The organism is Methylobacterium mesophilicum SR1.6/6 (assembly GCF_000364445.2).
GTDB lineage: Bacteria > Pseudomonadota > Alphaproteobacteria > Rhizobiales > Beijerinckiaceae > Methylobacterium > Methylobacterium mesophilicum_A.
In genome coordinates this window covers 3,982,106-4,007,966 of the sequence record NZ_CP043538.1, presented here as the reverse complement: position 1 = coordinate 4,007,966, position 25,861 = coordinate 3,982,106, and the positions used below count along the sequence as shown (strand labels likewise).

Below are 25,861 nucleotides of genomic sequence, written 5' to 3'. Positions count from 1 at the left end.
TCTCAAGCCGAGAGCTGCGCCAGCAGGGCTTCGACCGCGATCCGCGCTTCCGCCAGGGCCTGGCTGTCGCGGCTGCGCACGACGATCCGGTTGCGGAAGCCTTCCGGCGTGATCGCCGGATACGAGCCGATGGAGACGGCCGGCCGCATCTTGGCGATCTCGCCGAGGCCGCCTGCGTAGCTGCCCTCGGGGAGCCCCGCCGCCTCGATCGTCTCGGACAGCATGGCGGTGCCGCCCTTCAGGGTCGGGGCGACTGAGTCGAGCATGGCCTGCATGATGCTCGGCACGCCGGCCATGACGTGAACGTTGCCGATGCGGAAGCCCGGCGCCTTCGAGACCGGGTTGGCGATCAGATCCGCGCCGAACGGGATCCGCGCCATGCGCAGGCGGGCCTCGTTCAGATCTTCCGGCTTGTGACGCTCCAGCAGCATCGCCCGCGCCCGCTCGTCGACATCGATGCCGACCCCGAAGGCCTGGGCCACGCAGTCGGCGGTGATGTCGTCGTGCGTGGGCCCGATCCCTCCGGTCGTGAACAGGTAGGTGTAGCGCTGCCGGAGGGCGTTCACCGCCTCGACGATCATGGCGGCCTCGTCGGGCACGATCCGCACCTCGCGCAGGTCGATCCCGGCGGCGGTGAGGAAGTCGGCGATGGTGCCGATGTTCTTGTCCTTGGTGCGACCCGAGAGGATCTCATCGCCGATGACGAGGATCGCGGCGGTGACGGAATCGGAAGGCTGGGTCATGGAGCTCTGGCGTCGGACGGGTCTGGCGGGCAGATAGCGCGACCGCAGCCCACGACTACGTGAACCCCGAGGACCCGATGCAGTTCGTCGCGCCGCTGGTGCCGGGACGGCTGGTGCAGCGCTACAAGCGCTTCCTGGCCGACATCGAGACCGAGGAGGGCCGCGTCACCGTGCACTGCCCCAACCCCGGCGCGATGCTCGGGCTGAATGCGCCGGGCGCGCGGGTGCTGCTCTCCCGCTCGACCAATCCGGCGCGCAAGCTGCCGTTGACCTGGGAGCTGGTGGAGGCGGATCTGCCCGGTGGCCCGCAATGGGTCGGCATCAACACGCTGCGCCCGAACGCCCTGGTGGCCGAGGCCTTCCGGGCCGGCATCATCACGGCGCTGGCCGGTCACGACACGCTCAAGCCCGAGGTCCGCTACGCGCAGGCGAGCCGGGTCGACTTCCTGGCCAGCGGCGCGGAGGGCGGTCCCTGCCATGTGGAGGTCAAGAACTGCCACCTGATGCGCCAAGCGGGTCTGGCGGAGTTTCCCGACTGCAAGGCCGCCCGCAGCGCCCGCCACATGCGGGATCTGGCCCAGGTCGTCGCCGAGGGCGGACGGGCTCTGGTGGTGATCGTCGTGCAGATGCACGCGGAGGCCTTCGACGTCGCCCGGGACATCGACCCCGTCTTCGACCGTGCCTTCCGGGAGGCGCGGGCCGCCGGCGTGGAGGTCCGGGCCTATCGATGCGCCGTCGGGCCGGAGGGTGTGGCCGTCAGCGATGCAATCCCTGTGATCACGCCGGCCTGACTGCAGACCGCTCGAACATCAGGTTCAGCCGCGAGCGCGAGATCTCGCGATAGCCGTAGCCTTCGAGGTGCGTGGGCAGGTCGAGCTGCCACTGCCCGGTGCCGTTCTCGATCAACAGGATCTTGGGCAGCAGGGACTCCGGCGCCTCGCGGAGGAACGGCTCCAGGATCAGGTCCTCCGCGCCTTCCACGTCGAGCTTGATGGCGTCGACCCGGGTCAGACCCTCGCGGCGCAGGAGATCGAGGAGCGGCACCGCCGGCACGGTGATGCGCGCCCCCTCGTTGGTGCCGACGATGCGCAGGCTCGACTCGCCGCGGTTGCGGGGATCGATGAACAGCGTGAGTTCGCCGGCCTTGTCGGCCACCGCACAGGCCACCGCCTTCACCGTGTGGAACGGGTTCTGGGCGATGTTGTAGGTCAGGCGGTTGAACACGTCGGGCTGCGGCTCGACCGCGACGATCCGGGCGGCTGGGCCCGAGAAGGCCGCGACGCACAGGGCGTACGCGCCGATATTCGCGCCGATGTCGAGGAAGACGCAATCGTCCGGCAGCCGTTCCTGCAGGAGCGCGCGCTCCTCCGGATCGAAGAATTGCGGCGTGAACAGTACCTTCTTCTCGCAATTGTTGTTGTACGGGTGCAGCCGCATCCGCGCGCCGTAGCGGGTCACGTCGAGGGGCTTGCCGCCGAGGCGCGCGATGGCGATCCGGCGCAGGAACAGCGCGAGACGCCGTCCGTACCAGGACTCGGCCGGGATCCGGTTCGTGCGGCGGGTGATCGCCGCCACGAGGCCGGACGGTTCATAGGTGCCGTAGGGCTGGGTGTCCGTCATGACCGGGGCGGTTTGCCAGCCGGCGCTCCGACCCGCAAGCGGATCGATCCGCGTTGCCCCGGCGCGCCCGCGTGGTCTAAGCCGTGGCCGAGCTTCAGGAACACAGGTTGCGCGGCATGGAGTCCTTCAATTCCGACGGCGTGCGGATCGCCTATATCGACGTCCCGCCGGCGGACGGGGCCGGCAAGCCGATCCTGCTGATCCACGGTTTCGCGTCGAACCATGCCGTCAACTGGGTCAACACGCAGTGGGTGAAGGCCCTCACGCAGGCCGGCTACCGGGCGATCGCGCTGGACAATCGCGGCCACGGCGAGAGCGAGAAGCTCTACGATCCGGCCGCCTACAGCTCGGAGGCCATGGCGGGCGACGCGATCCGGCTGCTCGACCATCTCGGCATCGAACGCGCCCACATCATGGGCTACTCGATGGGCGGGCGGATCACCGCCCATATCGCCCTCGACCACGCGGACAGGGTTCGCTCGGCGCTGATCGGCGGTCTCGGGATGCATCTGGTCGAAGGCAAGGGCCTGCCGTCCGGCATCGCCGAGGCGCTGGAGGCGCCCGCCGGCACGCCCGCCCCGAACCCGACCGCCGCCGCCTTCCGCATGTTCGCCGAGCAGACCCGCAGCGACCTGCGGGCGCTCGCTGCCTGCATGCGCGGCTCGCGCCAGACGCTGAGCCGGGCCGAACTCGGCCAGATCGAGGTGCCGGTCCTCGTCTCGGTGGGCACCCTCGACACGGTCGCGGGTTCCGGGCCGGCGCTCGCCGCCCTGATCCCGGACGCGCGGGCGCTGGAGATCGACGGCAAGGACCACTCCACCGCGGTCGGCGCCAAGCCGCACCGGGATGGCGTGCTGGCGTTTCTCGCGGCGCAGCCCTGACGCGTCATACCAGGTGCGGTTGATCGCTGCCGCACCGCCGTCCTGGCGTGTGAAGCGAAGCAATCCAGGCGGCGCCACGCTCACCAAGCTCGCGCGGCCCTGGGTCACTTCGCCTTGCTCGTGATGGCGGGGGATGCGTCCCCCGAACCGTTCAAACGGTTTCGGTGTCAGCTCTTGAGCCGGTAGCCGGTGCGGAAGATGTAGGTGACGAGACCGAGGCAGACGCACAGGAACAGGGCGGTCATGCCGAGGCTGATGGCGATGCTGACATCGGCGCTGCCGAAGAACGCCCAGCGGAAGCCGCTGATCAGGTATACGACCGGGTTGAGCAGGCTCACCGCGTGCCAGAACGGCGGCAGCATGCCGATGGCGTAGAAGCTGCCGCCCAGGAATGTCAGGGGTGTCACCACGAGGAGTGGCACCAGCTGCAGCTTCTCGAATCCGTCCGCCCAGAGGCCGATGACGAAGCCGAACAGGCTGAACGTCACCGCGGTCAGCAGCAGGAAGCCGATCATCCAGAGCGGATGATCGATCCGCAGCGGCACGAACAGCGCGGAGGTCGCCAGGATGATCAGGCCGATCAGGATCGACTTCGAGGCCGCCGCCCCGACGAAGCCCAGCACCACCTCGAGCGGCGAGATCGGCGCCGAGAGGATCTCGTAGATCGTGCCGGCGAAGCGCGGGAAGTAGATGCCGAACGAGGCGTTGGAGATGCTCTGCGTCAGCAGTGAGAGCATGATCAGGCCGGGCACGATGAACAGCCCGTAGGGCACGCCGTCCACCGCCGAGACCCGGGAGCCGATCGCCGCGCCGAACACCACGAAGTAGAGGGTCGTGGAGATGACCGGCGCCAGGATGCTCTGGCCGGCGGTGCGCCAGAAGCGGCCCATCTCGAACAGGTAGATGGCCCGGACCGCCGGCCAGTTCATGCTGAAGGCCGCGCTCATGCCGATGCTCCCTCCTCGCGGACGAGGCCCACGAAGATGTCCTCCAGCGAACTCTGCTGGGTATGGAGGTCGTTGAAGCGGATCCCCGCCGCGGCGAGTCCCGTGAGCAGCCCGGTGATGCCGGTGCGCTCGGCCCGCGTGTCGTAGGTGTAGACCAGCTCGCTTCCGTTGCCCGCAAGGGCCAGTTCGAAATCGGACAGCTCCGGCGGTATGGCCTGGATCGGCTGCTGGAGATGCAGCGTCAGCTGCTTGCGCCCGAGCTTGCGCATCAGCGCGGCCTTCTCCTCCACCAGGATGATCTCGCCCCGGCGGATCACGCCGATGCGGTCCGCCATCTCCTCGGCCTCCTCGATGTAGTGCGTGGTCAGGATGACGGTGACGCCCTGCTGGCGCAGCTCGCGCACGAGCCGCCACATGTCCTGGCGCAGCTCCACGTCGACGCCCGCGGTGGGCTCGTCGAGGAACAGCACCCGGGGCTCGTGCGACAGCGCCTTGGCGATCAGCACCCGGCGCTTCATGCCGCCCGACAGGGTCATCAGGCGGCTGTCGCGCTTCTCCCACAGGGACAGCGCCCGCAGGATCCGCTCGATATGGCCCGGGTCTGGCCGAAGCCCGAAGAGACCCCGGGAGAAGCTGACCGTGTTGACCACCGTCTCGAAGGCGTCGGTGGTCAGTTCCTGCGGCACGAGGCCGATTGCCCGGCGGGCCGCGCGGTAATCGCCCGCGATGTCGTGCCCGTCGACCAGAACCGTGCCGGAACTCGGCGTGACGATGCCGCAGACGATGTTGATCAGGGTCGACTTGCCGGCGCCGTTCGGGCCCAGCAGCGCGAAGATCTCGCCGCGCTCGATGGCGAGGTCGATGTCCCGCAGGGCGGTGAAGCCGGACGTGTAGGTCTTCGACAGCTTCGAGATGGCAATGATCGGCATCAGGGCCTGGGATCAGCGGAGGCTAGCGCGGCCTCGCCCGTCTCCGCTCGGGTGAGCAGACGGCGCGGCCCGCATCGGGCGCGGCCGGGCCTATAGCACGCGGCGCACCCAACACTCACGGGTCCGATGTGCGCGGACGCACCGCGACGCCACAGTCCGACGACTCTCCGAAACCTTCTACCAGCGCCAGGCACGCGCTGCGGCGCTCGGGATCGGCGATGCGCGAGAAGGCCGCCAACAGGGCCGCGCATTCCGACGCGCTCGGCCCGGTGGCGCCGTCTGCCCATGAGACCCGGCTCCGGAAGGCCATCACCGGAATATTGAGCGCACCGGCGATCTCTCCGAGCAGCCGCTCACGCTCGTCCGCAGCGGCCTTCTTCAGATCGGATCCACCCGCGTCCGTCATGATTCCTTCAACATCGTTCCTTCAGCCCGTCGCCGGAAATCGCTTCCCGGCAGACCTGTCCCGCTCCGAGCGGCGCCAAGCGCGACCATTCACAAATTCCGCTCGGCTGCAACCTACCGTTATGTTCGTACCGTTGTCGGACGGGTCGAACCGGTCGTCTGCATACGTCGAAAGCCACGGCTTCAAGGCGGTGAAGTCAGTATCGATCTGCGTGTCGCCCGTTATGGACCGAATAGGACGCGACGATCCTGTCATCGGGGTTGCGCGACCGGACTGACCGCATCCTACGCTGCTCGCCGAAGCGTGATGAGCGCGACCAAGCCGACGAGCGTCGCGGCGCCGAGGAAGCGACGCCACGGATTCACGCCGCGGAGCAACTCATCGAGGGCCCACCATGTCAGGGCCAGATCGGCTCCGACCGAGAGCCAGGACGCGAGCGAACCCGTTCCGCCCGAGCTCCACGCGGCCAGGGTCAAGCCGCCGAACAGCCACAGCGGCAGGTTCGGCCACTGCGCGATCGTGATGGCGCCTGTCGTCCGGTCGCGAAACAGCCAGTCGATCCCGCGCGCCACCGGGCCGGTCCGCCCTTGATCCATGACGTGGAACCTTCCCGTGGGAGATCGCCGGAAAACGGCCGACCGTAATCTTAACCGTTCAACAACCTTAATGAACAGAAGCGGTCTGTAAATCCCTAACGGAAGCTGAAAGGACTCGCGAAAAATCCGTTAATGGGGTGATGATGCGTTACCCAAGCAGCAACGAAGCTGACGTCCACGAAGGTCTGATCATGAGCGCCCGCATCGAAGATCTGAAGTTCATGCTCACGCTCAGCGCCGTCGTCCTGTTCGGCAGCGGACTGGACATCATCCTGCGCTGACGGCGGCGCCGAGATGGGCGCGCACCCTGCGTTCGCCGGGGGTGATCGCGCGGCGCAGGGCCGAGCGGGCGGCCGAGACCTGCGCGTCCAACGTCCGGGTCTGGTCGGGCGCGAAGGGGACCGCGACCACGCGTCCGCCCGAACCCGCTATTCGCGGCGACCCAAGCGGGTTGGCGGCGGACGGAGCGATCTGTCCGGATCGGAGATAGCTTCGGAGTTCGGCCACCTTCGCCTGCCGCTCCGCACGGATCTTGATGGCGGCGATCACGAGGCCGATCAGCCCGGCCGCCTCCAGGAACGCCGCGACCACGTAGCCCGAAGCCATTCGATTCCACCAGCTGCGTCAGGGAGGGCGCCGCGCCGAAGCGGCAAGACCTGATCTGCGCCCGCGTGGTTAGCGCGGCCTTAACGGCTCCGTCGATGGACGCTGTCCCCAGATTGCCTGCAGGATTGAGAACGTCGCGGAACGCTGCCTGTAACCTGCGGCGTCCATCCGTCATCTTCAGTATCGGTTGCCTAGTCTTCCCGAGCCGATGCCCACGTGCCTCAGCTCCCCGCGGAGCACGTTCGGCCTGTCCTCCGATAGCGCGCAGGACCGCGGACGAATTCTTCCCCTGGCCGCTCGGTCAGGACGGGCTCTACGACCTCGTCGACGGCCTGCCGGCCCCTCACGCGACGATGACGACGGGCGCCAGCGCCCGCTTCGCCTTGGCCAACCCTTGGCCGACATCTACGACGCCGTCGCCCTCAAGCCGGGACGCCCGCTCCCCGGAGGCCGGACTACCACATGTCGAGCGCGACGCGAGCCTCGTCCGACATGCGGCTCTGGTCCCACGGCGGATCGAACACCATCGTGACCGCGCAGGACTGCACGCCTGGGACGGCGGACACCGCGTTCTCGACCCAGCCGGGCATCTCGCCCGCCACGGGGCAGCCGGGCGCCGTGAGGGTCATGTCAATCGCGACATTGCGGTCGTCCCCGATATCGACCTTGTAGATCAGGCCGAGCTCGTAGATGTCGGCCGGGATCTCGGGATCGTAGACGGTCTTCAGCGCCGCGACGATGTCGTCGGTCAGGCGGTCGAGCTCCGCCTGCGGGATCGTCGAGTCGCCGGCGACGGCGGGGGCGTTCATGCCGCCCGTGATGGTTGCGTCGGTGCTCATCGCTTCACTCTCCCCGGGCCCGCACAGGCGGGACCAGCCTCATCCCCGTATCAGGTGAACAGCATCTCTGCTCTGCCGAGCGCCTCGGCAAGGGCATCGATCTCGGCGGTGGTGTTATACAGCCCGAACGAGGCGCGGCAGGTCGAGGTAACGCCGAACCGCTGGAGCAGCGGCATGGCGCAATGCGTCCCGGCCCTCACGGCGACCCCCTGCCGGTCGATCACCGTGGCGATGTCGTGGGCGTGCGCCCCCTTCATCTCGAAGGCGATCACACCGCCCTTGCCGGGCGCGGTGCCGATCAGGCGCAGGGAATTCATCGCCCCGAGCCGCTCCTGCGCGTAGGCCGTCAGCTTCGCCTCGTGGGCGGCGATCGCGTCGCGCCCGAGCGTCATCATGTACTCGAGGGCGGCGCCGAGTCCGACCGCCTCGATGATCGCCGGGGTGCCGGCCTCGAACTTGTGCGGCGGGTCGTTGTAGGTGATCGCGTTCTCAGCGACTGTCCGGATCATCTCGCCGCCTCCCTGGTAGGGCGGCAGGCGGTCCAGCCATTCCTTTTTCCCGTACAGCACGCCGATGCCGGTCGGACCGTAGACCTTGTGGCCGGTGAAGACGAAGAAGTCGCAATCCAGCGCCCGCACGTCGACGGGCGTGTGCACGGCACTCTGCGCCCCGTCGAGCAGAACCGGCACGCCGTGGGCGTGGGCGATCCGAACGATCTCGGCGGCCGGCGTCACCGTGCCGAGCACGTTCGACATGTGGGTGATCGCCACCATCTTGGTCCGGGGCGAGAACAGCTTCTCGTACTCCTCCACCAGGAAATTGCCCTGGTCGTCCACCGGCGCCCACTTGATCACGGCGCCCCGGCGCTCGCGCAGGAAGTGCCAGGGCACGATGTTGGAGTGGTGCTCCATGATCGAGAGGATGATCTCGTCCCCCTCCCCGATCAGGCCGGCCCAGCCCATCGACGAGGCCACGAGGTTGTAGGCCTCGGTGGCGTTGCGGGTGAAGATGATCTCGTCCGTCGAGGCGGCGTTGAGGAACTGGCGCGTGGTCTCGCGCGCGCCCTCGAAGCCCTCGGTGGCGGCGTTCGCCATGTAGTGAAGGCCGCGGTGGACGTTGGCGTAGCCGGTCTCCATGCAGGAGACCATCGCGTCGATCACCTGCCGGGGCTTCTGCGCGGAGGCGGCGTTGTCGAGGTAGACGAGCGGCTTGCCGTAGACCTGCTGGCCCAGGATCGGGAAATCCCTGCGGATCGCCTCGACGTCGTAGGTTGGGGTGAGGACGGGTGCGTTCATCGGGTCACGCTCACGGATCTCCCTCCCCCTCTGCGGGGGAGGTGGCCCTCGCGTCAGCGAGGGTCGGGAGAGGGGAGCCCGGCCGCCGAAAAAGGACTGAGCGGGTGTCGAGAACATAGCCTCGTTCTGCACCGTCGCTCCCCTCTCCCGCCTCACTCCGTTCGGCACCCTCCCCCGCAAGGGGGAGGGTTGAGTCAGCGTCAGCTCCGCGCCGTCAGCCAGGCCTCGATCTCGCCGATCAGTGCCGCGCGGGCGCCCTCGTGCGTGACCGCCTCCACGGCCTCGCCGACGAAGGCCTGCACGAGCAGGCTCTCGGCGGTCGCACGCGGCAGGCCGCGGGCCATGAGGTAGAACAGCAGGTCCTCGTCTGGGGCGCCGCAGGTGGCCCCGTGGCCGCAGGCGACGTCGTCGGCGAAGATCTCCAGCTCCGGCTTGTTCATCATCTGCCCCTCGTCGGTGAGGAGGAGGCAGTCCGACTTCATCTTGCCGTCGGTCTGTTGCGCGGCCTGACGCACGATGATCTTGCCCTGGAACACGCCGGTGGCGTCGCCGTCGATGATCCACTTGAACTGCTCGCGGCCGACGCCCCCGACGGCGGCGTGATCGGCGAGCAATGTCGAGTCGGCGAGCTGGCCCTTGCGCAGCATGGCGGCGCCGTTGACCACGACGTTGGTATCCTCGCCCGCGACGTGGACGAAGATCTGGTGGCGCGACAGCACCGCTCCGGTCACGAGATTGACGGTCTCGACCTGACCCTCGGCCTCGACCTTCAGCGACAGCGTCGAGAGCGCGATGGTGGCGTCGCCCTCCGTATTCAGGCGGGTATGCCGGAAGGCGGCCTTCGGGCCGACCACCACGTCGAGCGCGTCGTTCGGCTGGCAGGTGAGCCCGTCCGGTCCCTCGTGGCTCTCCAGCAGGCCGAACTCCGCGCCCTCGCCGATCTGAACCAGCACGCGGGTGGCCGTCGAGAACGGCGTGTTCCCGGTGCCGACGAAGCGCAGGTGCAGCGGCCGCGCCGGCTTCGCGCCCGGCGCCACCGTGATCAGCGCGCCGTCCGCCAGGAAGGCCGTGTTGAGCTGGTAGACCGGGTTATCGCGGGCCTGCGGCACCGGGGCGAGCTGCTTCAGGTCGACATGGGCCCGGGTCAGCGCCTCGGACATCGGGACGACCGTGACGCCCTCGGGGATCCGGTCGAGATCCGACAGCTCGCGGACGAGATGGCCGTTCACGAAGGTGAGGCGCGCGGCCTCGATGCCGGAGAAGCCCTTCGCACCGGTGACGGCCGCCTTCGCGTCGTCGAGGCTCGGCGCCTCGGCCGGGGGCGCGGCCTCCGTGATGGCGGCGCGCAGGTCGGTGTACTTGAAGGCCTCGACCCGCCGGCTCGGCAGGCCGGTCGCCTCGAAGAAGCGGAAGGCCTCCTCGCGGGCGATCGCCTTCTCGCTGGCGAAACTCTGCCGGGCGGTCTCGAACAGCTTCGACAGGCCGGCCTCGGCGGGGGAGCGGAGGTTGGTGACGTCGGCCATGGCTCAGGCCGCCTCCCCGGTGCGGTACTCCGCGTAGCCCGAGGCCTCGAGCTCGAGGGCGAGCTCCTTGCCGCCGGTCTTCACGATCTGACCCTTCGACATGACGTGCACGGTGTCGGGCACGATGTGGTTGAGCAGCCGCTGGTAGTGGGTGATCACCAGGAACGAGCGGCCCTGGGCGCGGAGCGCGTTCACGCCCTCGGAGACAATGCGCAGGGCGTCGATGTCGAGGCCGGAATCGGTCTCGTCGAGGACGCAGAACTTCGGCTGCAGCAGCGCCATCTGGAGGATCTCCATGCGCTTCTTCTCGCCGCCGGAGAAGCCGACGTTGAGCGCGCGCTTGAGCATCTCCTTGTTGATCTCGAGCTTGTCGGCGGCGCCGTTCACCGCGCGGATGAAGTCCGGGGTCGACAGCTCGGCCTCGCCGCGCGCCTTGCGCTGCGCGTTCAGGCAGGCCTTGAGGAAGGTCATGGTGCCGACGCCGGGGATCTCCAGCGGGTACTGGAAAGCCAGGAAGATGCCGGCCGCGGCGCGCTCGTCGGCGGCCATCTCCAGCACGTTCTGCCCGTCGAGCAGGATCTCGCCGTCGAGAACCTCGTAATCCTCCTTGCCGGCGATGACGTAGGAGAGCGTCGACTTGCCCGAGCCGTTCGGGCCCATGATCGCCGCGACCTCGCCGTCGTTCACGGTCAGGTTCAGGCCGTTCAGGATGCGGTTGTCCTCGATCTGCACGACGAGGTTCTTGATTTCCAGCATGTCTTGGTAGTCCTGTTCGAATTCGCTGATTGTCCCCTGCCCCAAGCCCTCGCTGGTCACGCAACCCGGCGTGACGAAGCGCGACGCGCTCTCCTCCCCCTTGTGGGGAGGAGCGGGAGGTGGGGGTGGAGCAGAAGGCAACGCCGCGCTTTATCCGGCACCACCCCCACCCCTGCCCCTCCCCGCAAGGGGGAGGGAAGATGCACACACCCGCCGAGGGCCCTTAGCCCACCGAGCCTTCCAGGCTGATCGAAATCAGCTTCTGGGCCTCGACGGCGAACTCCATGGGCAGCTGCTGCAGCACGTCCCGGACGAAGCCGTTGACGATGAGCGCGGTCGCCTCCTCCTCGGAGAGGCCGCGCTGCTGGCAGTAGAACTTCTGCTCCTCGGAGATCTTCGAGGTGGTGGCTTCGTGCTCGAACACGGCCGAGGCATTCTTCGACTCGATGTACGGCACGGTGTGCGCGCCGCACTGATCGCCGATTAGCAGGGAATCGCAGTTCGTGAAGTTGCGCGCGCCCTTGGCCTTCCGGTGCGCCGAGACGAGGCCTCGGTAGGTGTTCTGCGACCGGCCGGCCGAGATGCCCTTCGAAATGATCCGGCTCGTGGTGTTCTTGCCGAGATGGATCATCTTGGTCCCGGAATCGACCTGCTGCATGCCGTTCGACACCGCGATCGAGTAGAACTCGCCGCGGGAATCGTCGCCGCGCAGGATGCAGGACGGGTACTTCCAGGTGATCGCCGAGCCGGTCTCGACCTGCGTCCACGAGATCTTCGAGCGGGCGCCACGGCAATCGCCGCGCTTCGTGACGAAGTTGTAGATGCCGCCCTTGCCGTCGTTGTCGCCCGGGTACCAATTCTGGACCGTCGAGTACTTGATCTCGGCATCGTCCAGGGCGACCAGCTCGACCACCGCGGCGTGGAGCTGGTTGTCGTCGCGCTTCGGGGCGGTGCAGCCCTCCAGGTACGAGACGTAGGAGCCCTTGTCGGCGATGATCAACGTGCGCTCGAACTGGCCGGTGTCGCGCTCGTTGATGCGGAAATAGGTGGACAGCTCCATCGGGCAGCGCACGCCCGGCGGGATGTAGACGAACGACCCGTCGGAGAAGACGGCCGAGTTCAGCGTCGCGAAGAAGTTGTCGGTCACCGGCACGACCGAGCCGAGGTACTTCTGCACCAGCTCGGGATGCTCGCGCACGGCCTCGGAGATCGGCATGAAGATCACGCCGGCCTTCTCCAGCTCCTTCTTGAAGGTCGTGGCCACCGAGACCGAGTCGAACACCGCGTCGACCGCGACGCGGCGCTCCGGCGCGATGCCCTCCAGCACCTCGACCTCACGCAGCGGGATGCCGAGCTTCTCGTAGGTCTTCAGGATCTCGGGATCGATCTCGTCGAGCGATTCCGGCCCCTGCCGCTTCGGGGCGGCGTAGTAGTAGATGTCGTTGTAGTCGACCTTGTCGTAGGAGACGCGGGCCCATTCCGGCTCCTTCATGGTCAGCCAGCGCCGGTAGGCGTCGAGGCGCCACTCCAGAAGCCACGCGGGCTCGTTCTTCTTGGCGGAGATGAAGCGGACGACGTCCTCGGAGATGCCCTTCTCGGACTTCTCCATCTCGATCGTCGTCTCGAACCCGTACTTGTACTGGTCGAGGTCGATCGAGCGGACCCGGTCGATGGTTTCCTGCACAGCAGGCATCAGCGTCTCCTAGGCATCTCCGGCGTCAAGGACCGGGAAGCGTCTGTCGGAAAGCGGGGGCTGCGGCGCTCAGGCCGCCTGTCCTCGCCGTCTATATAGGGGCTGCAAGGCCCGTTCGAAGGCGTCGAGGAAGCATGCCACCTCCTCGTCCACCGTGTTCCAGCCGAGGCTGACGCGCAGCGCCCCCCCGGCGAGATCCGCATCCACGCCCATGGCGGCCAGCGTCGCCGAGCGCGCGACCTTGCCCGACGAGCAGGCCGAGCCCGACGACACCGCCACGCCGGCGAGGTCGAGGGCGATCAGGGCCGCGGGCGCGTCGAGGCCCGGGACCGAGAAGCTCAGGGTGTTGGGCAGGCGCGGCGCCCCGGCGGCGAACACCACCGCGTCGGGCGCGAGCGCCCGCACGCCGGCCTCGATCCGGTCGCGCAGGTCCGACAGGCGCGCGGCCTCCTGCCCGAGGGCCTCGCGGGCGATCCGCGCGGCCTCGCCCATCCCGACGATCGCCGGCAGGCACTCCGTGCCGCAGCGCTGCCGGCGCTCCTGGCCGCCGCCGCGCAGGAAGGCGCTCTCCAGCGCGACGCCCTCCGCGAGCACCAGTGCGCCGACGCCCTTCGGCGCCGCGAACTTGTGGCCCGACAGGGTGAGCGCGTCGAGGCCGAGCGCAGCCATGTCGAGGGGGATCTTGCCGGCTGCCTGGACCGCATCGCTGTGGACGAGCGTCCGCCCGTGCGACCGCGCCAAGGCCCCGATCTGCGCCAGCGGCTGGACCGCGCCGGTCTCGTTGTTGGCGGCGTGCACGGAGACAAGCAGGGTCTCGTGGGCCAGGGCGGCAAGACGCGCCTCCAGGGCGCCGAGGTCGATCACACCGTCGGCGGTGACCGGCACTTCCTCGACGGCCGCTTCGGGGAACCGGTGGCCGGACGCGACGCACGGGTGCTCCGTCGCCGCGTGAAGCAGCCGCGTCGGAACCGGCACGCCGCGGCGGCGCAAGGCCCCGGACAGGGCCGCGTTCGCCGCCTCGGTCCCGCCGCTGGTGAAGACCACCTGCTCCGGCCGCGCGGTGACGAGGGCCGCGACGTCGCTGCGGGCGGCCTCCAGCGCGGCCCGGGCGGCGCGACCCTCCTGATGGATCGAGGACGGATTGCCGGGGAGCATCAGGGCGCGCGCCACTGCCTCGGCGACAGCCGGCCGGACCGGCGCAGTCGCATTGTAGTCGAGGTAGGCGCGTGCCCGGCTCATCCGCGTTCCGTTAAGCCCTTTGCTGCGGCGCGTCACAATTCCTTGCCCGCGCACCGGCTCGCCGTGCTAAGGCGCGCCGAGAGAATGAGATCCCGCCGACCGGGCGCGGCCGGCGCGGCAGCCAACGAGACGTATCGGCCGCCTTCTTTAGAACAGTTCTAATCGCCTAGAACTGTTCTAAGAGTGCTTTTATGGTGCGGGCGCGACGAGTCAAGGCTGCTGCGCCGCCGTATCGATCGTCCGGCGGACGAACTCCGGAGTGAGAGACGAGCGATGCCCGAAGTCATCTTCACCGGCCCGGCCGGCCGCCTGGAAGGCCGTTACCAAGCCCCCAAGAAGCGCGGCGCGCCGATCGCCATCATCCTGCACCCCCACCCGCAATTCGGGGGCACGATGAACAATCAAATCGTGTACAATCTTTTTTACACCTTCGCCAATCGCGGCTTTGCAGCCCTGCGCTTCAATTTCCGCGGGGTCGGGCGCAGCCAGGGGTCGTTCGACCACGGCTCGGGCGAGTTGTCCGACGCCGCCGCGGCGCTCGACTGGGTGCAGTCGGTCAATCCGGAGGCGAAGTCCTGCTGGATCGCGGGCGTCTCCTTCGGTTCGTGGATCGGCATGCAGCTCCTGATGCGCCGTCCCGAGATCGAGGGCTTCATCTCCATCGCCGCCATGGCGAATCGCTACGACTTCACCTTCCTGGCCCCGTGCCCCTCCTCCGGCCTGTTCGTGCACGGCTCCGAGGACCGAGTCGCGCCCGCCCGCGAGGTCATGCCGGTGATCGAGAAGGTGAAGACGCAGAAGGGCGTCATCATCGAGCATCAGATGGTCGAGGGGGCGAACCACTTCTTCGACGGCAAGGTCGAGGAACTGACCCAGACGGTGGACACGTACCTCGACAAGCGCCTCGGCAAGCGCGAAGAGGCAGCCTGACGCAGCCGGGCCCCGCGCCTTGACGCGGGGAGCCCCGGAGGAATAGGGCGCGGGCTCCGGAATTGAGATCCAACCTCGCAGGTCTGATGTCAGAGAGCCCATCCGACCATCCCGTCGTGCTGCTGGTGGAAGATGACGGCCTCCTGCTGATGGAGGCGTCGGACACCCTGGCGGATGCCGGCTTCACGGTGGTGGAGGCAACCCACGCCGACAAGGCGCTGAAGGTGCTGGAGAACCGCGACGACGTCGGCGTCCTGATGACCGACGTCGACATGCCGCAGGGCTCAATGGACGGCTTCGCGCTGGCCCGGCTCGTGGCGCATCGCTGGCCGTCGATCCCGGTGCTGGTGGTGTCCGGCATGGGCACCCCCGGCCCGAACGACATGCCGGAGGGGGCGCGGTTCATCCCGAAGCCCTATGAGCCGACGACGCTGGTCCGCACCCTTCAGGCCTTCGTCCGCCGCGCGGCTTGACGCCGGCACTCCGCTCGGGCTCACCCCGGTCCGGGCGTCGAACACCCGACCGAGAGCCATGACGGACCAGAACCGACAGCACCGCTTCGCGACCCGGGCGATCCACGCCGGCGCGGCGCCGGATCCCGCCACGGGGGCGCGGGTCCAGCCGATCTACTTCACCAACGGTTTCGTCTTCGACTCGACCGAGCAGGCGGCGGACATCTTCGCCGGCCGCCGGACCGGCTTCTCGTACTCCCGCGGATCGAACCCGACGGTCGCCGCGCTGGAGCGCCGGGTCGCCGACCTGGAGGGCGCGAAGGCGGGCGTGGCGGTATCCTCCGGACAGTCCGCCATGCAGTTGGTTCTGATGACGCTGCTGAAGAGCGGCGACGCCTATGTCGCGTCCCCCCGCCTGTTCGGCGGGTCGCTCGGCCTGATGCGCCGCCTCGACGGGCGCTACGACCTGAAGCCCCGCTTCGCGCGCGGGATGGCCCCGGAGGATTTCGAGGCGGCCATCACCCCGGACTGCCGGGCCATCTTCTGCGAATCGATCGTGAATCCCTGCGCGTCGGTGGTGGATCTCGACGGGATCGCCGCCGTGGCCCGCCGCCACAATCTGCCGCTCGTCGTGGACAACACCCTGGCCTCGCCGGCCCTGATCCGACCGATCGAGCACGGCGCCGACATCGTCTGGCACTCCACCTCGAAGTTCCTCAGCGGCTCCGGCCAGACCATCGGCGGCGTGATCTGCGACGCCGGCCGGTTCGACTGGGCGCAGGCCGGCGGCTACAACCTGATCACCGAGCCCTGGCCGGATTACGACGGGCTGGTGCTCACCGAGGCCTTCCCGGAGACACCCTTCGCGGCGGCGTGCCGGTTTTTCGGCCTGCGCGACCTGGGGCCCGGCCTGTCGCCGATGAACGCGTTCCTCACGCTCATGGGCGTCGAGACCCTGCCCCTGCGCATGGAGCGGCATTGCGCCAACGCCCGCGCGGTGGCGGCCTTCCTGAAGCAACACCCTGCGGTGGCCTGGGTGAGCTATCCGATGCTGCCGGGCCAACCCGGGGAGGACCTCGCCCGCCGCTACACGCCCGAGGGGCCGGGCTCGATCTTTACCTTCGCGCTGAAGGGCGGCGAGCCGGCGGCGCTGCAATTCATCGCCGGGCTCGAGCTGATCTCGCATCTGGTGAACATCGGCGAGATCAAGTCGCTGGCGATCCACCCGTCCTCGACCACACACCGGCAGCTGCCGGAGCACGAGAAGGCCGCCGCGCAGGTGGGGCCGGAGACGGTCCGGCTGTCGATCGGGTTGGAGAACGAGGCCGACCTGATCGCCGATCTCGAGCAGGCGCTGGACCGGCTGGGCTGAGCGAGGCGCTCGGTCCCCTACCCTCATCCGTCATCGCGCGCGCAGCGAAGCGATCCAGGGAAGCGCGCGGCTGATCGTCGTTGCGCTGACTGGATTTCTTCGCTGCGCTCGCAAAGACGGCGACGATCAGACCTCGCATTCCAGGTCCCATCCGCTGCCGCATGCGGGAGGGACTTCGTCAATCCCGATCCTTCGAGAGAGCTGAGCCTCCGCTCAGCGCCGCCGCTCCAAGATCGAAACGTAATTCGTTACCGCCGCCCCGCCCATGTTGAAGATCCCGGCGAGCTCCGCGCCCGGCACCTGCATCTCGCCGGCCTCGCCCATGAGCTGCAGGCAGGCCATGACGTGCATCGACACGCCGGTGGCGCCCACCGGATGGCCTTTGGCCTTGAGTCCGCCGGACGGGTTGATCGGCAGCCGGCCGCCCTTCTCGGCAAGACCCTCACGGACCACGCGGTACCCCTCGCCCGGCGCGGCCAATCCCATCGCCTCGTACTCGATCAACTCCGCGATGGTGAAGCAGTCGTGCGTCTCCACGAACGAGAGGTCGTCGTTGCCGATCCCGGCCTGCGCCCGCGCCTTGTCCCAGGCCATCCGCGCACCCTTGAACTCCGCCGGGTCGCGACGAGACAGGGGCAGGATGTCGTTGACATGCGACCGGGCGCGGAAACCGATCGCCCGTTCCAGACCCTCGGCGATCTCCGCATCCGCCACCACCAGAGCCGCGGCACCGTCCGAGATCAGCGAGCAGTCGGTGCGCCGCAGGGGCGCCGCCACGTAGGGATTCTTCTCCGAGATCCGGTTGCAGAAATCGAAGCCGAGATCCTTGCGCAGCTGCGCGTAGGGGTTGCCGACGCCGTTGCGGTGGTTCTTGGCGGCGATGCGGGCCAGCTCCTCGCTGCGGTCGCCGTAGCGCTGGAAGTAGCCCGCCGCGATCCGCCCGAACACGCCCGCGAACCCGCCCTCGATGTCGGCCTCCTCCTTCCGGTAGGAGGCGCCCAGCAGGATGTCGCCGGTCTCGGCCACGGTCTTGGCTGTCATCTTCTCGGCGCCGATCACCAGCGCGACGCCGCCGCGTCCGCTATCGACGAAATCGAGGGCCGCGTAGAGCGCGGCCGAGCCGGTGGCGCAGGCGTTCTCCAGATGGGTCGCCGGCGCGTGGGCGAGGCCCGGACGGTTCACCGCCACCAGCGAGCCCTCGAAGCCCTGCTTGGAGAAGCCGGTATTCATCGAGCCGACGTAGATGCCGTCGACCTGGGACTCCTCGACGCCGGCATGGGCCAGCGCCTCTCCGGAGACCCGGGCGATCAGTCCCTCGACATCCGGCTCCTCGAGCTTGCCGAAGGGCGTGTGGGCCCAGCCCACGATGCAGGCGCGCGTCATCCGGTGGTCTCCCGATTGCTGGCCCGACGATGGGCCCGGCGCGGCCGTCGATCAAGACGCGTCCACCCTTCCGCGCGGTTTCGGCCCGGCATGACGAGGCGTCGCCGCCCTTCAGCGCAGGTGGAAGGCGACCCACGCGACGGCCACGAGCGTTAGGGCAGTCAGCAGGATCTGGGCGAGGCTCCGCGAGCGGATCCTCACGGCGCGAAAAGATCTGGATGGCGGGCGCGCAGCGCCAGGACGAGGGTGAGTGTCTTCAGGTCGCTGATGGCGGCGCGGTCGGCCATGCCGGCGAGCTCGGCGAGCGGCATCTCGACGACCCGGATGTTCTCGTGCTCGCCCTCGGCTCCGCCGCCGGCCTCGGCGCGGTCCGCCGCACCGTAGGGTGCGAGGTAGAGGTGGATCTTCTCGGTGGTGAGGCTCGCGCAGGAATAGGCGGCGCCGACGAATTCGAGCGCGCGCAGGCGCAGGCCGACTTCTTCCAACGCCTCCCGGCGGGCATTCGCCTCGGGACCGCCGTCGTCGATGATCCCTGCGGGTGCTTCGAGCTGAGCCTGTTCGCCGGCAGCGAAGAGCGGCGGGACTCGCAACTCACGCACCAGCGTCGCCACCTTGCGCTCGGGATCGTAGGGCAGGATGCCCACCGAATTGCCGTGATCCTCGATCTCGCGCTCGACGACGGCGCCGTCGGCCAAGCGCACCCGCGCGACGCCGAACCGGCTCCAGCCCTCGTGGACGAAACGGATCTCGAGGATCTCGGCCGGCATCGCGCGTCTCCGATGGAGCGGGTTCCCGAAGCCCTACACGCAACCGTGTCGTCGAGTTCCGGGAACGCCGGCGCGCGCGCCGCCGTTTGCGTCCAATCAGGCGCATGGCCACGCTTCCGCGGCGCGCATTCCGGTCAGGATCAATGCAAGCACGACCGATCAGCGGCATCAGGGACCGTTCGACGCGCGATGCCGCGGCGATCTGGGCGGCGCTCGCCCTCGCCTACATCGTGTTCGCGGGCTCGGTGAGCCTGAACGAGGGCTTCGCCGCGATCGGCTGTGCCACCCTCGGGACCGCGTGGTGGTGGGCCGTCGGACGGCGCGGGGGCACCCGCTTCCATTTCGGCCGGCAAACCCTCCGGCCCCTCGGCCCGGCCATCCGCGACATGCCCCGGCAGACGCTCCGGATCGGCATGAGCCTGGTGAAGGCCGTGCTCGGACGCGAAGCGGTTGGGACGATACGCGCGCAGAGCGCGGCCGAAGTGACCTGGGCCACACCCTCCGGCGACACGGCTCCGGCCGCGCGGGCCGTCGGGCTGCTCGCCGCCTCGCTCGCCCCCGAGAGCTACGTCCTGACCCTCGACCGCGCGCACGGCACCGTGACGACGCACGTCCTGAAGGACGACGGGCGATGAATATCTGGACGGCCGCCATCCTGGCGCTGCTGCCGCCCCTCGCCGTCGCGGCGGCGCTGGCGTGGCGGGGCCGGCCCGGCCAGCGCTTCGCCGCCTATCAGCTCGCCGGAAGCGTCACGGTGCTGATCCTGACGCTGCTCGCCTTCGCCACCGATCAGGCTTCGATCACCGATCTCGCCCTCACCCTGGTCCTGCTCAACCTGCCGGGCACGATGCTGCTCGCAGTCTTCCTGGAGCGCTGGATATGAGCGTCGTCATCGGCATCCTCCTGGCGCTCGCGGTGGCGGTGACTTGGCTCGCCGCCCTGGCCCTATGGCGCTTGCCCCGGGCCCTGGACCGGTTTCACGCCCTCGCCTTCCTGAATGTCGCGTCCTCGATCCTCGTCACCCTCGCGGCCTTCCTGGCCGACGGCATCTCCGGGCGTTCGCTCAAGATCCTGGTCATGATGGTCGTCTTCCTCGCCTGGGCGGCGGTGCTGTCGCACGTGTCCGGCCGGGCCGTGCTGATGCGCGAGGGCCGCTCGGCATGAGGACACCCCGATGATCGTGATCCTGCCGCTGCTGTTCCTGTTCACCGCGATCTCCGGCACCGCGGTTGTGCTGGTACGCGACCCCACCCGACAGGTCTTCGCGATCGCGGTGAACGGGCTCGTCCTGACGATCCTGTTCGACGCCCTTCAGGCGCCCGACGTCGCCCTGTCGGAGCTGGCGGTCGGCTCCGCGGCGGTGCCGCTCCTCTTCCTCGTCGCGCTCATGGCGGTGCGGACGCAGTCCCCCGAGGAGGAGTCTTGAGCCCCCGGATCCGCATCGCGCTGCTCGCTCTGTCGGGGCTGGTCCTCCTGCCCTGCGCCGCCGCGGTGATCGCCGGGTTGCCGCCCTTCGGATCGACCATCGCCCAGTACGGCGAGCGCATCAACGCGATCACCCCGCAGGCTCGGCACGTCGCCAACATGGTGAGTGCGATCAATTTCGACCTGCGCGGCCTCGACACCCTGGGTGAGGAGTTCATGCTGCTCGCCGCCATCACCGGAACGGTGGTGCTGCTGCGGGGTCGGCGGGGCGAGGGCAGCACCGAACGCGCCCTGCGTCGGCCCGGCCGCGCCGTCATCCCGCGCTCCGAGGCCGTGGTGCTCGCCTGCCGGATCGCGGGGCCGCTCACGGCCCTGTTCGGTCTCTACGTGGTGCTGCACGCCACCGTCACACCGGGCGGCGGCTTCCAGGGTGGCGTAATCCTCGCCTCCGGCACCCTGCTGATCTACCTCGGCGAGGGCTATGCCGGCTGGCGCGACGCCGTCCGCAGTCACTGGCTCGACGCCCTGGAGGGCGGTGGCGCCCTGCTCTTCGCCCTGTGCGGGCTGGCGCCGATGCTCACCGGCGCCGCCTTCATGCAGAACGTCCTGCCGCTGGGCACCTTCCGCGACCTGTTCTCCGGAGGCCTGATGCTCGTGGAGAACCTCGGCGTCGCCCTGGCGGTGACGGGCGGGTTCACGCAGCTCTTCCTCGAATTCATGGAGGAGACCCGCGAGGCGGACGCGCCCGACGAACCCGGGGAGGAATCCGCGTGAGCATGCTGCCCTACGCGGTCGCCGCGTGGCTCTTCGGGATCGGCCTCTACGGCATCGCCACGAGCCGCAACTTCATCCACCTCGTGGGCTGCCTCGGCGTCTGCCAGTCGGCGACCTACGTGCTCCTCCTGGGCCTCGGCTACCGCTGGGGCAGCATCGCGCCGATCTTCTACGATCACCCGCCGGGCACGCCTGCTGTCGATCCGGTGATGCAGGCGCTGGTGCTGACCGACATCGTAGTCGGCGCGACCCTGACCGCCCTCCTCCTCGTCCTGACGATCCAGGCCTACAAGCGCGGCGGCAGCCTCGACCCGGAGAAGCTTCGGCCGATGCGCGCCGGCGGAACATCCGGCCGCGGCCAGGGATCGAGCGCCGCGAAGGGTGGGGAGCGAACGACTCCGTGACCGCCTTCCCCGCCGCCCTCCTGCCCCTGCCGGTCGCGATTCCGCTCGTCGTCTGCGCCGTGACGCTCGCGGTCGCGCACCGTCTGCCGGGCCGCGTGCCCGACATCCTCGCGGCGCTCGCCGCACTGAGTGTCGCGATCCTGTCGGCCATCATCGCCGTGCACGCCGCCGACGGGCCGATCGTCTACTGGTTCGGCGGCTGGGAGCCGCGGGACAGCGTCCACCTCGGCATCGGCTTCTCGGTGGACGAGGCGAGCGCCTGGGTCGCGACCTTCATCGGCCTGCTCTACGCCCTGACCTTCGTGTTCGCCTGGGGCTTCTTCGGCCGCACGCATGGCCACTTCCACATCCTGATGCTGCTGTTCCTGGCCGCCATGGTCGGGTTCTGCTTCACCCGCGACATGTTCAACCTGTTCGTGTGGTTCGAGGTGATGAGCGTCGCCGCCTTCGCGCTCACCGCCTACCACTTGGCGGAATCTGCGCTCGCGGGCGCCATCAACTTCACCGTGGTCAACAGCCTCGCGGGATTCCTGATGCTCGGCGGCATCGGGCTGATCTACGGGCAGACCGGCACGCTGGACTTCGAGGGCATCGCAGCGGCGGTGGCGCGGGGCGGTCGCGACCCGGTTGTGGCCGGGGCCTTCTGCCTCGTGGCCGCCGCCCTGATGATCAAGGGCGCGATCGTTCCGTTCCAGTTCTGGCTCGCCGATGCCCACGCGGTGGCCCCGAGCCCGGTCTCGGTGATCTTCTCCGGCTCGATGGTGTCGCTCGGCCTGTTCGGCCTCGCGAAGGTGAGCGCCGTCGTGTTCGCGGGCTCCGGTCAGGTCCAGCACGCGCTGCCCCTCCTGCTCACGGCCCTGGGCACCCTCACAGCCCTGCTCGGCGGCTGGATGGCGCTGCTGCAGCGCCACCTGAAGCGGATGCTTGCCTTCTCGACGATCTCGCATGCCGGGATCATGCTCACCGGCCTCGGCGCCCTGTCGGCGGACGGCACCGGAGGCGTTCTGGTCTACGTGGTCGGACACGGGCTGGTGAAGGGCGCGCTGTTCATGATCGCCGGCATCCTCCTGGCCACCCAGGCGAGCGTCGACGAGATCGCGCTGCGCGGCCTCGGCCGCGGCATCATGCCGGCCGGGATCGCCATGGCACTGGCCGGGCTGCTGCTCTGCGGCCTGCCGATCGGCGTTCTCGACCAGGGCACGCGCCTCGTGCAGGGGGCTCTGTCGCAGCAGGGCCACGGCATCGCACTGGCCGCCACCGCGATCGGTGCGGCGCTGACCGGGGCCGCGGTCCTGCGGGCAGCGGGCCGCATCTTCCTGGGGCTCGGGCCCGATCCCGGCGACGAGGCCGGGGCGCCGAGCGAGGACGAGCGCGAGAAGGCCAACCGGCCCCTCTGGCTGATGCTCGCGCCCTGCTGCGCGCTGCTCGCCCTCGATGCCGGGCTGCCGGCGAGCCTGATCGAGCACGCCCTGCCGCGGGCGGCCGCGGCCTTCATGCACCGGTCCCCGGGCGGGTCGCTCGCCGAGGGGCCGGGCTGGCTGCCGTGGGCCTCCGTGACCACTGCACTGGCGGGCGCCGGCTACGGGCTGTTCCGTCAGCGGCTGCCGGCCTTCGTGGTCCGGCCGGTCAGCGCCACGCAGTCGGCGCCGACGCGGGCGCTGGAGATCCTGCACAGCGGCCTGATCGGCGACTACGCGACGTGGCTCGCTGTCGGAGTGGCGGTGATCGCGGCCGTACTGGCCATGGCGTGACCGGCGCGGATCTTCCCCTGCCCCGCCACTCTGCGGGACCACCACGGCTTGAGTGTACAGGCTAGGACCGTCCTGAGCATCCGATCCGCCGGTGAGGTTTGACGGCGAACCGGAACGGATCGATCGTGCCAATGTTCTGCCGGTGACAATGCATGTGGCCGCGGGCTGGCGCGGCGCGTTCCTCACGCTGAGAGGTCTGCCGTGTCCGGATGGAAATGCAGGGCGGCCATCTTCGGAGTTGCTGCCGCCCTGAGCGCTTCCGGTGCTGTCGCCCAGGGCGCGCCGGTGCCGAACGTGAACGACTGTACCTTCATCCGCGATCCGACGGCGCTCCGGGACTGCATCGAGCTGTACGAGGGGCAGCGCCTCGCTCCCGGGCCGCGGCCAGCCGGCTTGCAGCAGGCGCCCACGATTGATCGAACTCTGCTGGATGCCGCTGGACCGATCCCGCCGCGCGAGGCCTCAGGGCGCGGCAAGCGGCGCAAGCTGCGTCAGAGCCGCCGACCCGCCGAACCCGGCCAGGGGGTTCGCATCGAGCAAGTCGCGCCGCCTCAGTAGGTCGCCTGCACGAGACAGGTCCGTCCCTCACCGTTCAGGAGCGCGCAGAGAGCCTGCTCGGAGCGCGGCTGCTGGGACCGCGCCGAGGGACGCTGGAGTGGCCGCTTGGTGGAGCGTGACGCCGGCGACGGAGCGCTGCGCATGCCCTGGGATGTCGCGGGAAGGCTCGTCGGGTGCACGGCCGGGTTCGTCGGCCAGGTCGTCGCGAAACCGAGATCGGCGGATGCCATGAAAGCGAGCGCGGGCTTCGGTGGGCTCCGGCCGCTCTCCGTGGCCCAATCCTCGAGGGTGCGGCCCGTGATGCGGACCACGTAGTCGCGCGTTTCCGCCGGCATGCCGGAGCGGCCGTCGAGCCACCCGCGCACGCGTTGCGGCCCGGCGTTGTAAGCGGCTGCCGCCAAGCCGAGATTGCCGAAACGCGCCCGGTGCTCGCGCAGGAGTTCCGCGGATTTCGGGATCGCCTCCACGGGATCGAACGGATCGCGCAGACCGCGCTCCGCCGCCGTGCCGGGCATGAACTGGGCGATGCCCTGCGCGCCGACCGGGCTCACGGCCAATGGATTAAGACCGCTCTCCTGCCGCAGCAGCCGCAGGAAGAAATCGGACGGCAGGTCGTTGGCCGTGGCCGCACTCGCGATCAGGGCACGCATGCCGGCCTCAGCCTGGGGGAACAGGAACTGCGGGGCCAGGACCTGGGGGAACAGGCGGGAGGCCTGCTCCATGGGCTGGAGGTCCCCTCGACCGACCACCAGCAGGTCGGTCATCGCCGGGATGTCCATCAGGACCGGATCCAGTTGCGCGATCGGCGCGAGGATGATCGACTCCGCCACCGGCTCGACATCTGCCTTGTTCGAAGCCCGCGGCGCGACGATGAACGTCAGGACCGCGGCCGCCACCAGGCAGGCGGCCAACGGCGCTCGCGGAATTCGGCGGTCGAACGGACGCGGATGGCCGACGAATGCCTGCATGGTGGTTCAGGATTTTACCACGAGCGGTCCTGGCGGCAGTTCCGGTCCCGGGACTTCGAGCGGCGTCGGCTTGTCGCGCGCCAGATACTCGTCGACCAAGCGCGTTCCGAGCACCGGGTCGCGGAAGCGCCACAGCTTCTTGCGGGTGCCCTCGATGATCGTCGCGTAGACCGCGAGGTCGATCGCCTCCCGGACGGCCATCTGGGTCGGCTCGTTGCGTGTCACGCCGGCCTCGACCTGCAGCAGCTTGGGCGACGGCGACGTACCGGTAGGCGTTGGCGTTGAGGGCGACCGAGTAGATCGTCTTAGTCACCGTCACGCTGTTCAGCACCTCGCCGGTCTGCACCGAGATGATGCGCATGGCCACCGTCACCTCGTCGCGCCGGTACTTGGTGTCTCCGCCGACGCCGAGGAGGTTGGCGCCCGCGCCGCCCGTGACCGTGTTGGCGTCGTAGCCGATGATGCCGCCCTCGACGATCAGGCCGGCGAAGCGGATCGGCGGCAGCGGCTTGGCATCCGTGCCGTCGAATTCCTGGCGGGTCGCCCGGATGAGCTGCCGCTCCTGCAGGAGGTTGGCGAGGCCGGTGCGCTCGACGACGGAGAACCACTGGCCGCGGCCGGCGCGCCGCAGGGCGTCGACCACGAAGGCGCTGCCGCCCTGCGTGACCGCGCGCGAGTACTCGGCGATGTTGTCGTTCGGTTTGTTCTGACCGGTCAGGTCAGGAAAGTTGTAGATCGCGACATCGATCTTGCGGACAGGCGGCGGCAGCGTCTCGAGGTTGAGGTCGGTCGGCGACGGCGGCGTCACCACGGGAGCCTGGGCCAGCAATTCGCGATCCCACGGCGCGCAGGCCGCGAGACCTCCGCAGAGTACCGCGGCGCCGACCAGGCTCTTCAGGAAATTACGCACGGAGATGTCCGTCTTCGTTCCGCGCCGCCGCGCTCGCGCGCGCTGCCCTTGCAGGCCGCCAGATTGGCGGCGGACGGGGGCGCCGGCCTCAACT

The 25,861-nt window shown here is 69.3% G+C and carries 28 protein-coding genes and 1 pseudogene; 12 read left to right on the top strand and 17 right to left on the bottom strand.

Annotated features, from left to right (window positions below; genetic code table 11):
- Window positions 1-2: 2 nt before the first annotated feature.
- Window positions 3-743 (bottom strand): competence/damage-inducible protein A, encoded by a 741-nt coding sequence (locus tag MMSR116_RS19220; RefSeq protein ID WP_010685943.1) that lies wholly within the window; start codon window positions 741-743, stop codon window positions 3-5.
- 77 nt (window positions 744-820) lie between these two features.
- Here MMSR116_RS19220 and sfsA point away from each other — a divergent pair, with 77 nt between their 5' ends.
- Window positions 821-1,534: a DNA/RNA nuclease SfsA gene (gene sfsA / locus MMSR116_RS19215; protein ID WP_010685944.1), complete on the top strand. Its 714-nt coding sequence runs from the start codon at window positions 821-823 to the stop codon at window positions 1,532-1,534.
- Here the strand turns inward: sfsA and MMSR116_RS19210 are convergent.
- A complete protein-coding gene (locus MMSR116_RS19210) occupies window positions 1,521-2,363 on the bottom strand; it encodes an FkbM family methyltransferase (RefSeq protein WP_010685945.1) in 843 nt (280 codons plus the stop codon). The two genes, sfsA and MMSR116_RS19210, sit on opposite strands and share 14 nt — an antisense overlap.
- Window positions 2,364-2,479: 116 nt before the next feature.
- Here MMSR116_RS19210 and MMSR116_RS19205 point away from each other — a divergent pair, with 116 nt between their 5' ends.
- Window positions 2,480-3,244, top strand: coding sequence for an alpha/beta fold hydrolase (locus tag MMSR116_RS19205; protein WP_010685946.1), 765 nt, complete (start codon window positions 2,480-2,482; stop codon window positions 3,242-3,244).
- Window positions 3,245-3,411: 167 nt separating this feature from the next.
- On the opposite strand, the gene MMSR116_RS19200 is transcribed toward MMSR116_RS19205, so the two are convergent.
- From MMSR116_RS19200 to MMSR116_RS19150, 11 genes are all read right to left on the bottom strand, one after another.
- Entirely contained in the window at window positions 3,412-4,173 is a 762-nt protein-coding gene (locus tag MMSR116_RS19200; protein WP_039894235.1) for an ABC transporter permease, read from the bottom strand.
- Window positions 4,174-4,187: 14 nt separating this feature from the next.
- Window positions 4,188-5,123: an ABC transporter ATP-binding protein gene (locus MMSR116_RS19195; RefSeq protein WP_039894209.1), complete on the bottom strand. Its 936-nt coding sequence runs from the start codon at window positions 5,121-5,123 to the stop codon at window positions 4,188-4,190.
- Window positions 5,124-5,235: 112 nt separating this feature from the next.
- Entirely contained in the window at window positions 5,236-5,526 is a 291-nt protein-coding gene (locus MMSR116_RS19190) for a hypothetical protein (protein WP_010685949.1), read from the bottom strand.
- 284 nt (window positions 5,527-5,810) lie between these two features.
- Window positions 5,811-6,122 (bottom strand): hypothetical protein, encoded by a 312-nt coding sequence (locus MMSR116_RS19185; RefSeq protein WP_010685950.1) that lies wholly within the window; start codon window positions 6,120-6,122, stop codon window positions 5,811-5,813.
- Between the two features lie 267 nt (window positions 6,123-6,389).
- Window positions 6,390-6,728, bottom strand: coding sequence for a hypothetical protein (locus tag MMSR116_RS19180; RefSeq protein WP_010685952.1), 339 nt, complete (start codon window positions 6,726-6,728; stop codon window positions 6,390-6,392).
- Window positions 6,729-7,183: 455 nt separating this feature from the next.
- Window positions 7,184-7,567 (bottom strand): SUF system Fe-S cluster assembly protein, encoded by a 384-nt coding sequence (locus tag MMSR116_RS19175; protein ID WP_010685953.1) that lies wholly within the window; start codon window positions 7,565-7,567, stop codon window positions 7,184-7,186.
- 50 nt (window positions 7,568-7,617) lie between these two features.
- Window positions 7,618-8,862: a cysteine desulfurase gene (locus MMSR116_RS19170; RefSeq protein ID WP_039894211.1), complete on the bottom strand. Its 1,245-nt coding sequence runs from the start codon at window positions 8,860-8,862 to the stop codon at window positions 7,618-7,620.
- Window positions 8,863-9,062: 200 nt separating this feature from the next.
- Entirely contained in the window at window positions 9,063-10,385 is a 1,323-nt protein-coding gene (locus MMSR116_RS19165; protein ID WP_010686942.1) for a SufB/SufD family protein, read from the bottom strand.
- Between the two features lie 3 nt (window positions 10,386-10,388).
- Window positions 10,389-11,141 (bottom strand): Fe-S cluster assembly ATPase SufC, encoded by a 753-nt coding sequence (sufC, locus tag MMSR116_RS19160; RefSeq protein ID WP_010686943.1) that lies wholly within the window; start codon window positions 11,139-11,141, stop codon window positions 10,389-10,391.
- Between the two features lie 223 nt (window positions 11,142-11,364).
- The gene (gene sufB, locus MMSR116_RS19155) at window positions 11,365-12,834 is read right to left on the bottom strand and encodes a Fe-S cluster assembly protein SufB (RefSeq protein WP_010686944.1); all 1,470 of its coding nucleotides are present in this window, start codon (window positions 12,832-12,834) and stop codon (window positions 11,365-11,367) included.
- 69 nt (window positions 12,835-12,903) lie between these two features.
- The gene (locus tag MMSR116_RS19150; protein ID WP_010686945.1) at window positions 12,904-14,073 is read right to left on the bottom strand and encodes a cysteine desulfurase family protein; all 1,170 of its coding nucleotides are present in this window, start codon (window positions 14,071-14,073) and stop codon (window positions 12,904-12,906) included.
- A gap of 273 nt (window positions 14,074-14,346) precedes the next feature.
- On the opposite strand from MMSR116_RS19150, the gene MMSR116_RS19145 reads away from it, so the two are divergent.
- The 3 genes from MMSR116_RS19145 to MMSR116_RS19135 all read left to right on the top strand — a co-directional run bounded on the left by MMSR116_RS19145 (window position 14,347) and on the right by MMSR116_RS19135 (window position 16,827).
- The gene (locus MMSR116_RS19145) at window positions 14,347-15,003 is read left to right on the top strand and encodes an alpha/beta hydrolase (protein WP_010686946.1); all 657 of its coding nucleotides are present in this window, start codon (window positions 14,347-14,349) and stop codon (window positions 15,001-15,003) included.
- 86 nt (window positions 15,004-15,089) lie between these two features.
- Complete coding sequence (locus MMSR116_RS19140) at window positions 15,090-15,476, top strand: response regulator (protein WP_010686947.1); 387 nt, start codon at window positions 15,090-15,092, stop codon at window positions 15,474-15,476.
- 58 nt (window positions 15,477-15,534) lie between these two features.
- Window positions 15,535-16,827, top strand: coding sequence for an O-acetylhomoserine aminocarboxypropyltransferase/cysteine synthase family protein (locus MMSR116_RS19135; protein ID WP_010686948.1), 1,293 nt, complete (start codon window positions 15,535-15,537; stop codon window positions 16,825-16,827).
- A 213-nt stretch (window positions 16,828-17,040) separates the two neighbouring features.
- On the opposite strand, the gene MMSR116_RS19130 is transcribed toward MMSR116_RS19135, so the two are convergent.
- Both MMSR116_RS19130 and MMSR116_RS19125 read right to left on the bottom strand, forming a co-directional pair.
- Window positions 17,041-18,210 (bottom strand): acetyl-CoA acetyltransferase, encoded by a 1,170-nt coding sequence (locus tag MMSR116_RS19130; protein WP_010686949.1) that lies wholly within the window; start codon window positions 18,208-18,210, stop codon window positions 17,041-17,043.
- Between the two features lie 197 nt (window positions 18,211-18,407).
- Complete coding sequence (locus tag MMSR116_RS19125; protein ID WP_010686950.1) at window positions 18,408-18,977, bottom strand: NUDIX domain-containing protein; 570 nt, start codon at window positions 18,975-18,977, stop codon at window positions 18,408-18,410.
- A gap of 143 nt (window positions 18,978-19,120) precedes the next feature.
- On the opposite strand from MMSR116_RS19125, the gene MMSR116_RS19120 reads away from it, so the two are divergent.
- From MMSR116_RS19120 to MMSR116_RS19090, 7 genes are read left to right on the top strand one after another with little or no spacing between them, the layout of a single operon-like run.
- Window positions 19,121-19,612, top strand: coding sequence for a hypothetical protein (locus MMSR116_RS19120; protein WP_010686951.1), 492 nt, complete (start codon window positions 19,121-19,123; stop codon window positions 19,610-19,612).
- A complete protein-coding gene (locus MMSR116_RS19115; RefSeq protein ID WP_010686952.1) occupies window positions 19,609-19,860 on the top strand; it encodes a monovalent cation/H+ antiporter complex subunit F in 252 nt (83 codons plus the stop codon). Before MMSR116_RS19120 ends, MMSR116_RS19115 begins: the two co-directional genes overlap by 4 nt.
- Window positions 19,857-20,141: a monovalent cation/H(+) antiporter subunit G gene (locus MMSR116_RS19110; protein WP_010686953.1), complete on the top strand. Its 285-nt coding sequence runs from the start codon at window positions 19,857-19,859 to the stop codon at window positions 20,139-20,141. Before MMSR116_RS19115 ends, MMSR116_RS19110 begins: the two co-directional genes overlap by 4 nt.
- Window positions 20,142-20,151: 10 nt before the next feature.
- Window positions 20,152-20,403 (top strand): Na(+)/H(+) antiporter subunit B, encoded by a 252-nt coding sequence (locus MMSR116_RS19105; RefSeq protein ID WP_010686954.1) that lies wholly within the window; start codon window positions 20,152-20,154, stop codon window positions 20,401-20,403.
- Window positions 20,400-21,176, top strand: a complete 777-nt coding sequence (locus tag MMSR116_RS19100) for an MnhB domain-containing protein (protein ID WP_010686955.1) — start codon at window positions 20,400-20,402, stop codon at window positions 21,174-21,176. Before MMSR116_RS19105 ends, MMSR116_RS19100 begins: the two co-directional genes overlap by 4 nt.
- Window positions 21,177-21,178: 2 nt before the next feature.
- The gene (locus MMSR116_RS19095; RefSeq protein WP_039894712.1) at window positions 21,179-21,580 is read left to right on the top strand and encodes a sodium:proton antiporter; all 402 of its coding nucleotides are present in this window, start codon (window positions 21,179-21,181) and stop codon (window positions 21,578-21,580) included.
- The gene (locus tag MMSR116_RS19090; protein ID WP_010686957.1) at window positions 21,577-23,331 is read left to right on the top strand and encodes a complex I subunit 5 family protein; all 1,755 of its coding nucleotides are present in this window, start codon (window positions 21,577-21,579) and stop codon (window positions 23,329-23,331) included. Before MMSR116_RS19095 ends, MMSR116_RS19090 begins: the two co-directional genes overlap by 4 nt.
- Window positions 23,332-23,882: 551 nt before the next feature.
- On the opposite strand, the gene MMSR116_RS19085 is transcribed toward MMSR116_RS19090, so the two are convergent.
- Window positions 23,883-24,857, bottom strand: a complete 975-nt coding sequence (locus MMSR116_RS19085) for a lytic transglycosylase domain-containing protein (RefSeq protein ID WP_010686959.1) — start codon at window positions 24,855-24,857, stop codon at window positions 23,883-23,885.
- 6 nt (window positions 24,858-24,863) lie between these two features.
- Window positions 24,864-25,767 (bottom strand): annotated as a pseudogene (locus MMSR116_RS32570) (CsgG/HfaB family protein).
- Window positions 25,768-25,861 lie beyond the last annotated feature (94 nt).

Excerpts from the sequence above, each read along its gene's own strand:
- MMSR116_RS19220 (WP_010685943.1), bottom strand. The coding sequence starts at position 743 with ATGACCCAGCCTTCCGATTCCGTCACCGCCGCGATCCTCGTCATCGGC.
- sfsA (WP_010685944.1), top strand. The coding sequence starts at position 821 with ATGCAGTTCGTCGCGCCGCTGGTGCCGGGACGGCTGGTGCAGCGCTAC.
- MMSR116_RS19210 (WP_010685945.1), bottom strand. The coding sequence starts at position 2,363 with ATGACGGACACCCAGCCCTACGGCACCTATGAACCGTCCGGCCTCGTG.
- MMSR116_RS19205 (WP_010685946.1), top strand. The coding sequence starts at position 2,480 with ATGGAGTCCTTCAATTCCGACGGCGTGCGGATCGCCTATATCGACGTC.
- MMSR116_RS19200 (WP_039894235.1), bottom strand. The coding sequence starts at position 4,173 with ATGAACTGGCCGGCGGTCCGGGCCATCTACCTGTTCGAGATGGGCCGC.
- MMSR116_RS19190 (WP_010685949.1), bottom strand. The coding sequence starts at position 5,526 with ATGACGGACGCGGGTGGATCCGATCTGAAGAAGGCCGCTGCGGACGAG.
- MMSR116_RS19185 (WP_010685950.1), bottom strand. The coding sequence starts at position 6,122 with ATGGATCAAGGGCGGACCGGCCCGGTGGCGCGCGGGATCGACTGGCTG.
- MMSR116_RS19180 (WP_010685952.1), bottom strand. The coding sequence starts at position 6,728 with ATGGCTTCGGGCTACGTGGTCGCGGCGTTCCTGGAGGCGGCCGGGCTG.
- MMSR116_RS19175 (WP_010685953.1), bottom strand. The coding sequence starts at position 7,567 with ATGAGCACCGACGCAACCATCACGGGCGGCATGAACGCCCCCGCCGTC.
- MMSR116_RS19170 (WP_039894211.1), bottom strand. The coding sequence starts at position 8,862 with ATGAACGCACCCGTCCTCACCCCAACCTACGACGTCGAGGCGATCCGC.
- MMSR116_RS19165 (WP_010686942.1), bottom strand. The coding sequence starts at position 10,385 with ATGGCCGACGTCACCAACCTCCGCTCCCCCGCCGAGGCCGGCCTGTCG.
- sufC (WP_010686943.1), bottom strand. The coding sequence starts at position 11,141 with ATGCTGGAAATCAAGAACCTCGTCGTGCAGATCGAGGACAACCGCATC.
- sufB (WP_010686944.1), bottom strand. The coding sequence starts at position 12,834 with ATGCCTGCTGTGCAGGAAACCATCGACCGGGTCCGCTCGATCGACCTC.
- MMSR116_RS19150 (WP_010686945.1), bottom strand. The coding sequence starts at position 14,073 with ATGAGCCGGGCACGCGCCTACCTCGACTACAATGCGACTGCGCCGGTC.
- MMSR116_RS19145 (WP_010686946.1), top strand. The coding sequence starts at position 14,347 with ATGCCCGAAGTCATCTTCACCGGCCCGGCCGGCCGCCTGGAAGGCCGT.
- MMSR116_RS19140 (WP_010686947.1), top strand. The coding sequence starts at position 15,090 with ATGTCAGAGAGCCCATCCGACCATCCCGTCGTGCTGCTGGTGGAAGAT.
- MMSR116_RS19135 (WP_010686948.1), top strand. The coding sequence starts at position 15,535 with ATGACGGACCAGAACCGACAGCACCGCTTCGCGACCCGGGCGATCCAC.
- MMSR116_RS19130 (WP_010686949.1), bottom strand. The coding sequence starts at position 18,210 with ATGACGCGCGCCTGCATCGTGGGCTGGGCCCACACGCCCTTCGGCAAG.
- MMSR116_RS19125 (WP_010686950.1), bottom strand. The coding sequence starts at position 18,977 with ATGCCGGCCGAGATCCTCGAGATCCGTTTCGTCCACGAGGGCTGGAGC.
- MMSR116_RS19120 (WP_010686951.1), top strand. The coding sequence starts at position 19,121 with ATGCAAGCACGACCGATCAGCGGCATCAGGGACCGTTCGACGCGCGAT.
- MMSR116_RS19115 (WP_010686952.1), top strand. The coding sequence starts at position 19,609 with ATGAATATCTGGACGGCCGCCATCCTGGCGCTGCTGCCGCCCCTCGCC.
- MMSR116_RS19110 (WP_010686953.1), top strand. The coding sequence starts at position 19,857 with ATGAGCGTCGTCATCGGCATCCTCCTGGCGCTCGCGGTGGCGGTGACT.
- MMSR116_RS19105 (WP_010686954.1), top strand. The coding sequence starts at position 20,152 with ATGATCGTGATCCTGCCGCTGCTGTTCCTGTTCACCGCGATCTCCGGC.
- MMSR116_RS19095 (WP_039894712.1), top strand. The coding sequence starts at position 21,179 with ATGCTGCCCTACGCGGTCGCCGCGTGGCTCTTCGGGATCGGCCTCTAC.
- MMSR116_RS19085 (WP_010686959.1), bottom strand. The coding sequence starts at position 24,857 with ATGCAGGCATTCGTCGGCCATCCGCGTCCGTTCGACCGCCGAATTCCG.